General features: G+C 73.2%; 10 protein-coding genes. 7 read left to right on the top strand and 3 right to left on the bottom strand.

Features of this window, described 5'->3' with window-relative positions:
• Both CKO13_RS08270 and queC read right to left on the bottom strand, forming a co-directional pair.
• Positions 1–185: FAD-dependent oxidoreductase (locus CKO13_RS08270; RefSeq protein WP_200259360.1), on the bottom strand; the 185-nt coding region annotated here is incomplete at its 3' end.
• A gap of 40 nt (positions 186–225) precedes the next feature.
• On the bottom strand, positions 226–957 hold the full coding sequence (gene queC / locus CKO13_RS08265) for a 7-cyano-7-deazaguanine synthase QueC (RefSeq protein WP_200259357.1): 732 nt from the start codon (positions 955–957) through the stop codon (positions 226–228).
• 113 nt (positions 958–1,070) lie between these two features.
• Between queC and aroC the strand changes: the two genes are divergently transcribed.
• The 5 genes from aroC (at position 1,071) to leuB (ending at position 6,646) form a co-directional block, all read left to right on the top strand.
• Positions 1,071–2,174: a chorismate synthase gene (aroC, locus tag CKO13_RS08260; RefSeq protein ID WP_200259345.1), complete on the top strand. Its 1,104-nt coding sequence runs from the start codon at positions 1,071–1,073 to the stop codon at positions 2,172–2,174.
• A 4-nt stretch (positions 2,175–2,178) separates the two neighbouring features.
• On the top strand, positions 2,179–3,351 hold the full coding sequence (locus CKO13_RS08255) for an MFS transporter (protein WP_200259333.1): 1,173 nt from the start codon (positions 2,179–2,181) through the stop codon (positions 3,349–3,351).
• Between the two features lie 108 nt (positions 3,352–3,459).
• Entirely contained in the window at positions 3,460–4,866 is a 1,407-nt protein-coding gene (leuC, locus tag CKO13_RS08250) for a 3-isopropylmalate dehydratase large subunit (protein ID WP_200259331.1), read from the top strand.
• A gap of 56 nt (positions 4,867–4,922) precedes the next feature.
• Entirely contained in the window at positions 4,923–5,579 is a 657-nt protein-coding gene (gene leuD / locus CKO13_RS08245) for a 3-isopropylmalate dehydratase small subunit (RefSeq protein WP_200259330.1), read from the top strand.
• Positions 5,576–6,646, top strand: a complete 1,071-nt coding sequence (gene leuB / locus CKO13_RS08240) for a 3-isopropylmalate dehydrogenase (RefSeq protein ID WP_200259327.1) — start codon at positions 5,576–5,578, stop codon at positions 6,644–6,646. Before leuD ends, leuB begins: the two co-directional genes overlap by 4 nt.
• Positions 6,647–6,721: 75 nt before the next feature.
• Here the strand turns inward: leuB and CKO13_RS08235 are convergent, their stop codons facing one another.
• Positions 6,722–7,330, bottom strand: a complete 609-nt coding sequence (locus CKO13_RS08235) for an outer membrane beta-barrel protein (RefSeq protein WP_200259324.1) — start codon at positions 7,328–7,330, stop codon at positions 6,722–6,724.
• Between the two features lie 217 nt (positions 7,331–7,547).
• On the opposite strand from CKO13_RS08235, the gene CKO13_RS08230 reads away from it, so the two are divergent.
• A complete protein-coding gene (locus tag CKO13_RS08230; RefSeq protein ID WP_200259321.1) occupies positions 7,548–8,570 on the top strand; it encodes an aspartate-semialdehyde dehydrogenase in 1,023 nt (340 codons plus the stop codon).
• A 15-nt stretch (positions 8,571–8,585) separates the two neighbouring features.
• On the top strand, positions 8,586–9,307 hold a 722-nt coding region (locus tag CKO13_RS13005; protein ID WP_338034610.1), incomplete at its 3' end, for a type IV pilus assembly protein FimV.

The raw sequence follows: 9,307 nt of genomic DNA, 5'->3' as shown, positions 1-9,307 counted from the left end.
CGCAGGACGCCCGGCGGGTTCCACGGCGCCGCGTGGCCGGCGTGGAGCTGGCCGCCGTTGGCGTAGCTGGTCTCCTGGCCCACCGCCGCGGCGCGGTCGATGAGCACCACGGCGTGGCCGCGCTCGGTCAGCTCCCAGGCGACGCTCGCCCCGACGACGCCGGCCCCCACGACTGCGATCCGCATGGCCTCTCTCCCCCGCTGCTCCGTTGCCTCGGCCCCGGCCTCAGCCGAGCCCCCGGTAGCGCCGCCACCCCTCGGCCCGCAGCCGGCAGGCCGGGCACGCCCCGCAGCCGTAGCCCCACGGGTGGCGGCGGCTGCGCTCCCCGTGGTAGCAGGTATGGGTGCGCTCGACGACCAGATCAACCAGCGCCTCGCCGCCGAGGGCCTCGGTCAGCTCCCAGGTCTGCGCCTTGTCGAGCCACATCAAGGGGGTGTGGAGCACGAAGCGCTCGGCCATGCCGAGGTTGAGGGCGACCTGCAGGGCCTTGATAGTGTCGTCGCGGCAGTCGGGGTAGCCGGAGTAGTCCGTCTCGCAGACGCCGGCGACCAGGTGGCGGATCCCCTGGCGCTGGGCGAGCGCCGCGGCGAGGGTGAAGAACAGGAGGTTGCGGCCGGGGACGAAGGTGTTCGGCAGCCCGCGCTCGTCGTAGGCGATCTCCGCCTCGCGGGTCAGGGCGGTGTCGCTGATCTGGCCGAGGACCCCGGCGTCGAGGACCCGGTCCGCGCCGAGCCGCTGCCCCCAGGCCGGGAAGCCGGCGCGCAGGGCCTCGAGCACGCCCTGGCGGGCCTCGAGCTCGACGTCGTGGCGCTGGCCGTAGGCGAAGCCCACGGTCTCGACCCGCTCGAAGCGCTCGAGGGCCCAGGCCAGGCAGGCGGCGGAGTCCTGCCCGCCCGAGAAGAGCACCACGGCGCTGCCCGCCGCCGGGCAGCTCGGTAGGGGCGTCGCGGTGGTCATCGGCCTTCCCCGGATTGCGAATTCGCATAGGGTAGGGGGCCGGCGCGCCGAAGGCCACCCCCGCCGGCTCGAGGCAGCCGCGGGGCGGCGGCGATGCTACAATCACCCGGGCTATGTCCGGCAATACCTTCGGCACCCTCTTTACCGTCACCAGCTTCGGCGAGAGCCACGGCCCGGCCCTCGGCTGCGTCGTCGACGGCTGCCCGCCGGGGCTCGCCCTCGACGAGGCCGACCTCCAGCGTCAGCTCGACCGCCGCCGCCCCGGCCGCTCCAAGCACACCACCCAGCGCCGGGAGGCGGACGCGGTGCGCATCCTCTCCGGCGTCTTCGAGGGGGAGACCACGGGGACGCCCATCGGGCTGCTCATCGAGAACACCGACCAGCGCTCCCGGGACTACACCGAGATCGCCGGGCGCTTCCGGCCGGGGCACGCCGACTACACCTACCAGCACAAGTACGGGCGCCGCGACTACCGCGGCGGGGGGCGCGCCTCGGCCCGGGAGACGGCGATGCGGGTGGCCGCCGGGGCCATCGCCCGCAAGTACCTCGCCGAGCGCCTCGGGGTGACGATCCGGGGCCGCCTGGCGCAGATGGGGGAGATCGAGCTCGGGGCCAGCGACTGGTCGGCGGTGGAGGACAACGAGTTCTTCTGCGCCGAGCCGGAGCGCCTGGCGGAGCTCGAGGCCCTGGTCCAGGAGGTGCGCAAGGCCGGCGACTCGGTGGGCGCCGCTGTGGCCATCGAGGTGCGCGGCCTGCCGCCGGGGCTCGGCGAGCCGGTCTTCGACCGCCTCGACGCGGATCTTGCCAAGGCGCTGATGTCCATCAACGCCGTCAAGGGCGTGGAGATCGGCGCGGGCATGGCGGCGGCCGGCCAGCGCGGCTCGGCGCACCGCGACGAGCTCACCCCCGAGGGCTTCGCCGGCAACAGCGCCGGCGGCGTGCTCGGCGGCATCTCCTCGGGGCAGGACCTGGTGGCGCGCGCGGCGCTCAAGCCCACCTCGAGCATGCTCATCCCGGGGCGCTCCATCGACACCGCCGGCGAGCCGGCCTCGGTGGTGACCAAGGGCCGCCACGACCCGTGCGTGGGGATCCGCGCCGTGCCCATCGCCGAGGCCATGGCGGCGCTGACCGTCATGGACCACTGGCTGCGCCACCGCGCGCAGAACGCCGACGTCACCCCCTCGACCCCGGTCATCCCCGCCCACAGGCCGGAGTGAGCCGTTGAGCGCCGCCCTCGGCAACGCGGCGCCGGCGCCCTCGCTGCCCTACTGGCGCCTCTCCGGCTTCTACTTCTTCTTCTTCGCGGTGCTCGGCGCCCTCATGCCGTACTGGGGGCCGTACCTGCGCCACGAGGGCTTCTCCTCGGCGGAGATCGGCCAGCTGCTCGCCATCCTCCACGCCACCAAGATCGTCGCCCCCAACGTCTGGGGCGCCGTGGCCGACCGCCTCGACCGGCGCATGGCCGTGGTGCGGGTCGCCTGCGCCGTGGCCCTCGTCGGCTTCTCGGGGGTGCTGATCGCCGAGGGCTACGGCGCCCTGGCGCTGGTCATGGCGCTCTTCGGCTTCTTCTGGAACGCCGCGCTGCCGCAGTACGAGGCCAACACCTTCAACCACCTCGGCGGCCAGGAGCAGCGCTACAGCCGGATCCGCATGTGGGGCTCGGTGGGCTTCATCCTGGCGGTGGTGGGCCTCGGCGAGACCCTGGATCGCGCCGGCTTCGGCGCCCTGCCGTACCTCGTCCTCCTGCTCTTCGTCGGGCTCTGGCTGTCGAGCCTCCTCGCCCCCGAGGCCGGCCGGCCCGTGGCGCACACCACCGACGACGGCTTCTGGGTGACGCTGCGCCGCCCGGCGGTGGTGGGCTTCTTCCTCGCCTGCTTCCTCAACCAGGTCGGCCACGGCCCCTTCTACGGCTTCTTCAGCATCTACCTGGAGGACCACGGCTACAGCGGCGGGCTCATCGGCGTGCTCTGGGCGTGGGGGGTGCTCGCCGAGATCGGCGTCTTCCTGCTCATGCACCGCCTCCTGCCGCGCTTCAGCGCCCGGGCGCTGCTCACCGGCGCCCTGGCGCTGGGGGCGCTGCGCTGGCTGATGGTGGCCGCCTGGGTGGAGTCGGCCTGGCTGATCGCCTTGAGCCAGACCCTCCACGCGGCGAGCTTCGGCGTCTACCACGCCGTGGCCATCGACACGGTGAACCGCTTCTTCCCCGGGCGTTCCCAGGGGCGGGGGATGGCGCTCTACTCGAGCCTGACCTTCGGCGCCGGGGTGGCGGCCGGCTCCTTCGCCGCCGGCCAGGTCTGGGACGCCCTCGCCGGGCGGACCTTCCTGCTGGCCGCCGCGGCGGCCCTCGCCGCCTCGGCCCTGGCGGCCTGGAGCCTGCGCGGGCGGCGCGCCTAGGGGGCAGGGCCGCTCGGCGCCGGGGGCGCCGCGCGGATTCCCCCGGGCGGGGGCGGTCCGGTATAATGACTCCGTAAATATAGGGCCGCTAACTGATAGATTTTGCCAATGACGGGAAAGACCCTCTACGACAAGCTCTGGGACAGCCACGTGGTCAAGGAGTACGGCGACGGCTCGGCGCTGCTCTACATCGACCGCCAGCTCCTCCACGAGGTCACCTCCCCCCAGGCCTTCGAGGGGCTGCGCCTGGCGGGGCGCCAGCCGTGGCGGACCGGGGCGAACCTGGCCGTGACCGACCACAACGTCCCGACGACGGACCGCTCGCAGCCGGTGGCCGACCCGGTCTCCAAGGTCCAGATCGAGACCCTCGACCGCAACTGCGCCGAGTTCGGCGTCACCGAGCTCGGGATGCGCGACCCGCGCCAGGGGATCGTCCACGTGGTCGGCCCCGAGCAGGGGACCACGCTGCCGGGGATGACCCTCGTCTGCGGCGACTCCCACACCTCCACCCACGGGGCGCTGGGCACGCTCGCCTTCGGCGTCGGCACCAGCGAGGTCGAGCACGTCCTCGCCACCCAGACCGTGGTCCAGCAGAAGGCGCGCTCGATGCTCATCCGCATCGACGGCCAGCTCGGCCCGGGGGTCACCGCCAAGGACATCATCCTCGCGGTCATCGGCCGCATCGGCACGGCCGGCGGGACGGGCTACGCGGTGGAGTACGGCGGCGAGGCCGTGCGCAGCCTCTCCATGGAGGGGCGGATGACCATCTGCAACATGTCCATCGAGGCCGGCGCCCGCGCCGGGATGGTGGCCGTGGACGACACCACCATCGACTACGTCCGCGGCCGGCCCAACGCCCCCACCGGCGCGCTCTGGGAGCAGGCCGAGGCGAGCTGGCGCGAGCTGGTCTCCGACCCGGACGCCGAGTTCGACCGGGTGGTGGTCCTCCACGCCGACGAGATCGAGCCGCAGGTGAGCTGGGGGACGTCGCCGGAGATGGTCGCCCCGGTGGGCAGCCGCGTGCCGAACCCCTTCGAGGAGGCGGACCCGGTGCGGGCCCAGGCGATGCACCGGGCCCTCGAGTACATGGACCTGGCCCCGGGCACGCCGCTGACCGACATCCCGCTGGACAAGATCTTCATCGGCTCGTGCACCAACGCCCGGATCGAGGACCTGCGCGAGGCCGCCGCGGTGGTCCGCGGCGCCCGGGTGGCCGAGCGCATCCGCCAGGCGCTGGTGGTGCCGGGCTCCGGCGTGGTCAAGCAGCAGGCCGAGGCCGAGGGGCTCGACCGCGTCTTCACCGCGGCCGGCTTCGAGTGGCGGGAGCCGGGCTGCTCCATGTGCCTGGGCATGAACCCCGACCGCCTCGAGCCCGGCGAGCGCTGCGCCTCGACCTCGAACCGCAACTTCGAGGGCCGGCAGGGGCAGGGCGGGCGCACGCACCTGGCGAGCCCGGCCATGGTGGCCGCGGCGGCCCTCCACGGCCACTTCGTCGACGTCCGCCAGCTGCCCTGAGCCGCGCGGCGATCGCCCCCGCACCGCTTCACCGGACCGGACCCGAGGAGGGAGCAATGGAGCCCTTTACCCGCCATACCGGCCTCGTCGCGCCGCTGGATCGCGCCAACGTCGACACCGACGCGATCATCCCCAAGCAGTTCCTGAAGTCGGTCCAGCGCACCGGCTTCGGGCCGTACCTCTTCGACGAGTGGCGCTACCTCGACCACGGCGAGCCGGGGATGGACTGCACGGACCGGCCGCGCAACCCGGACTTCGTCCTCAACCAGGCGCGCTACCAGGGGGCGAGCGTGCTGCTCGCCCGCGCCAACTTCGGCTGCGGCTCCTCGCGCGAGCACGCCCCCTGGGCGCTGAAGGACTACGGCTTCCGGGTCCTGCTCGCCCCGAGCTTCGCCGATATCTTCTATAACAACTGCTTCAAGAACGGTATCCTGCCCGTCGTCCTCGACGAGGCGGAGGTGGAGCGGCTCTTCCAGGCGGTCTACGCCGCCGAGGGCTACCAGCTCACCGTCGACCTGCCCGAGCAGCGGGTCGTGACGCCGGGCGGCGAGGCCTTCGCCTTCGAGGTCGACGCCTTCCGCAAGCGGATGCTGCTCGAGGGGCTCGACGAGATCGGCGTCACCCTCCAGGAGGAGTCGGCGGCGATCCGCGCCTACGAGCAGCGGCGCCGGCAGGAGGCGCCGTGGCTGTTCCAGGAGGAAGGACGCCCATGAGCCAGAAGATCCTGCTGCTGCCGGGCGACGGCATCGGCCCCGAGATCGTCGGCGAGGCGCGGCGCGTGCTCGAGGCGCTGCGCCAGCACCACGGCCTCGACTGCGAGCTGGAGACCGCGCCGATCGGCGGCGCCGGCTACGACGCCGTCGGGCAGCCGCTGCCCGAGGAGACCCTCGCCCAGGCCCGGGCCGCCGACGCGGTGCTGCTCGGCGCCGTCGGCGGCCCGCAGTACGACACCCTGCCGCGGGAGGTCCGCCCGGAGCGAGGGCTGCTCGCCATCCGCGCCGAGCTGGGGCTGTTCGGCAACCTGCGCCCGGCCATCCTCTACCCCCAGCTCGCCGGGGCCTCGGCGCTGCGCGACGAGGTCGTGGCGGGGCTGGATATCCTCATCGTCCGCGAGCTCACCGGCGGCATCTACTTCGGCCAGCCGCGGGGCGTCCGCCGGCTCGACAGCGGCGAGCGCCAGGGCTACAACACCCTGGCCTACAGCGAGGCGGAGATCGAGCGCGTCGCCCGGCTCGCCTTCGCCGCCGCGCAGCGGCGCCAGGGCCGGCTCTGCTCCGTCGACAAGGCCAACGTCCTGGAGAGCTCCGAGCTCTGGCGCGAGGTGGTCGAGCGCCTCGCCCCCGAGTACCCGGACGTCGAGCTCTCCCACATGTACGTCGACAACGCCGCCATGCAGCTCGTCCGCGCGCCGAAGCAGTTCGACGTGGTGGTCACCGGCAACCTCTTCGGCGATATCCTCTCGGACTGCGCCGCGCAGCTGACCGGCTCCATCGGCATGCTCCCCTCGGCCTCGCTCGACGAGCGCGGCAAGGGGCTCTACGAGCCGGTCCACGGCTCGGCGCCGGATATCGCCGGCCAGGACAAGGCCAACCCCCTGGCGACGATCCTCTCGGTGGCCATGATGCTGCGCTACAGCCTCGGCGCCGCGGGCCTGGCCGACCGGGTCGAGGCGGCGGTGGGGCAGGTCCTCGAGGCGGGGCTGCGCACGCCGGACCTGCAGGGTGGGACGCACCGCGTCGGTACGCGCGGCATGGGCGAGGCCGTCGCCGCGCGCCTCTAGCCCCGCCGGCGCGGGGCGCCTCCGGCCGGGTGGGGCGGCGGGGAGCGGTCCGCCCCGCCGGCCCTCCGCCGGGCGTCAGAAGTTGTAGCGGGCGCCGATGAGCGCCCCGAGGTTGTCCTCCTCGCCGACGTCGTTGATGCGCAGCTCCCCGACGCCCTCGATGCGCGGGGCGAGCTCGTAGAGCGCCGTGGCGTAGAGGTTGAGCAGCTCGTCGCCGGTGACCTCGTCGACGTCGACGTACTCGATCTCGCCGTTGATCTCGGTCCGCTGCATCAGCGCGTAGCGGACGCCGGCGGTCACGCCGAAGCCGGTGTCGTCCTCGCTGTTGCGGTCGTCCCAGTCGTACTCGAGGTACTCGAGCGTCACGGTGGCGTAGAAGTCGAGCCCCGCGGCCGCCGGCAGGTGCGCGCCCGGGCCGATGGAGGCCGAGGTGGTGCTCAGGTCGTCGTTCAGGTACTCGTAGTCGGCGACGGCGAAGAGGCCCGGGGCGAGGGCGAGGGAGCCGGCGATCTGCGTGCCGAGCAGGTCCTGGTCCTTGCGTCCGGCGTTGTACTCCTGGGAGGCGAGCCCGCCCTCGATGAAGGTGTAGTTGAAGCCGCCGCCCGCCTGGGCGGCGGCCTGGCCGGTGAGCGCGGCCGAGGCGAGCAGGCCGCTGGTCAGGGCGATGGTCACTCTCTTGGGCATGGGTGCGACTCCTCTCGATCGTGTTGCGCCGGGGTGCGGAGCTGGGGGTGGCGTCAGGTACCACCTTGAAGCTAGCAGAGGTTGGCGATCTTGCCTCGGCAGGCGGGCTGCAGGGGCGTGGAGGGCGGCGGCGGCTGGCTGGCCCGAGCCGCGAGACGTTAGACTCTTAGCGCTTTCCGTGTAGGGGCCTTGTTCACCGAGAGGGGGTAGAGGAGCCATGACCAAGAGCTACAACGTGGCCGTCGTGGGCGCCACCGGCGCCGTCGGCGAGGTGATGCTGAGCGTGCTCGCCGAGCGCGGCTTCCCGCTGGGCGAGCTCTACCCGCTCGCCAGCAGCCGCTCCGCCGGGCAGCAGGTGGCGGTCGGCGGGCAGAGCCGGACGATCCAGGACCTCGCCAAGTTCGACTTCTCGCAGGTGGATATCGCGCTGTTCTCGGCCGGCGGGTCGATCTCCGCCGAGCACGCCCCCCGGGCGGCCGCCGCCGGGGCGGTGGTCATCGACAACACCTCCTGCTTCCGCTACGACGACGAGATCCCCCTCGTCATCCCCGAGGTCAATCCCCACGCCGCCGCCGGCTATACGCGCCGGGGGATCATCGCCAACCCCAACTGCTCGACGATCCAGATGCTCGTGGCGCTCAAGCCGCTGCACGACGCCGCCGGGGTCGAGCGGGTGAACGTCGCCACCTACCAGGCCGTCTCGGGCAGCGGCAAGCCGGCCATCGAGGAGCTCGAGCGCCAGAGCCGGGCGATGCTCGAGGGCGGCGAGGTGGCGTGCCACGCCTACCCCAAGCCCATCGGCTTCAACTGCCTGCCCCACATCGACGACTTCCAGGAGAACGGGTACACCAAGGAAGAGATGAAGATGGTCTGGGAGACGGCCAAGATCCTCGAGGACCCGTCGGTGCGGATGAACCCGACGGCGGTGCGGGTCCCCGTCTTCTACGGCCACTCCGAGGCGCTGCACATCGAGACCCGGGAGCCGATCAGCGCCGAGCGGGCCCGGCAGCTCCTCACCGCGGCGCCGGGCGTCACGGTCCTCGACGAGCGGGGCCCCGGCGGCTACCCCACGGCGGTGACCGAGGGCGCCGGGACCGACCCCGTCTACGTCGGCCGCATCCGCGAGGACCTTACCCACGAGCGGGGTTTAGATTTCTGGGTCGTCTCCGATAACGTGCGTAAGGGGGCAGCGCTGAATAGCGTCCAGATCGCGGAGCTGCTCATCGGCGAGTACATCTGACGCAGGGGAGCAACCGTGCACAAGGCGATACGGGCGCTCGCCGGCCTCGCGGGACTGGCGGCGGCGACCGCGGCGAGCGGCCTCGATCTCGAGCTCGGCACCATCGAGCCGCGCTCCAGCGCCGGTGAGCCGGTCTCCGCCCGGATCCCGCTGCGCGGCGTCACGGGCGAGGAGCTATCGCGCCTGGAGGTCGGCCTGGCGCCGCGGCCGGTCTTCGAGCGGGCCGGCATCGCCCGCCAGCCCGAGCTCTCGCGGCTCTCCTTCGAGATCGTCGCCGAGGGCGAGGGGGCGCCGTACATCGCCGTGCGCAGCGACGAGCCCATCGACCGCCCGCTGCTCGACTTCATCGTCGAGGTCGACTGGCCCCAGGGCAGCCTCGTCCGCGAGCACACCCTGCTGCTCGAGGAGCCGGCGAGCGCCGGCGCGGCCCCGGCCCCGCCGGCAGGGCGCGCCGGGGCGGCCGAGCGCGGGGAGCCGGCGCAGCGCTACGGCCCGGTCGGCGACGGCGAGACGCTCTGGAGCATCGCCGAGCGCTACCGGCCCGACGAGTCGGTCACCATCGCCCAGACGATGCTCGCCATCAAGGCGCTCAACCCCGAGGCCTTCTACGAGGACAACGTCAACTCCCTGCTGCGCGGCGCCCGGCTGGAGCTGCCCAGCAAGGCGCAGATCGAGCGCCTCTCCGCCGCCCAGGCCCAGGCGGCCTACGAGCGCCAGCTCGCCGCCTGGGTCCCGCC

This window comes from Halorhodospira neutriphila (genome assembly GCF_016584055.1).
In the GTDB taxonomy this organism is placed as follows: domain Bacteria; phylum Pseudomonadota; class Gammaproteobacteria; order Nitrococcales; family Halorhodospiraceae; genus Halorhodospira; species Halorhodospira neutriphila.
This window is presented reverse-complemented; position numbering and strand designations above follow the sequence as displayed.

What these genes read in the sequence shown, in the direction of transcription:
- CKO13_RS08230 (WP_200259321.1), top strand. Translation starts at nt 7,548, where the DNA reads ATGACCAAGAGCTACAACGTGGCCGTCGTGGGCGCCACCGGCGCCGTC.
- aroC (WP_200259345.1), top strand. Translation starts at nt 1,071, where the DNA reads ATGTCCGGCAATACCTTCGGCACCCTCTTTACCGTCACCAGCTTCGGC.
- leuC (WP_200259331.1), top strand. Translation starts at nt 3,460, where the DNA reads ATGACGGGAAAGACCCTCTACGACAAGCTCTGGGACAGCCACGTGGTC.
- leuD (WP_200259330.1), top strand. Translation starts at nt 4,923, where the DNA reads ATGGAGCCCTTTACCCGCCATACCGGCCTCGTCGCGCCGCTGGATCGC.
- leuB (WP_200259327.1), top strand. Translation starts at nt 5,576, where the DNA reads ATGAGCCAGAAGATCCTGCTGCTGCCGGGCGACGGCATCGGCCCCGAG.
- CKO13_RS08235 (WP_200259324.1), bottom strand. Translation starts at nt 7,330, where the DNA reads ATGCCCAAGAGAGTGACCATCGCCCTGACCAGCGGCCTGCTCGCCTCG.
- queC (WP_200259357.1), bottom strand. Translation starts at nt 957, where the DNA reads ATGACCACCGCGACGCCCCTACCGAGCTGCCCGGCGGCGGGCAGCGCC.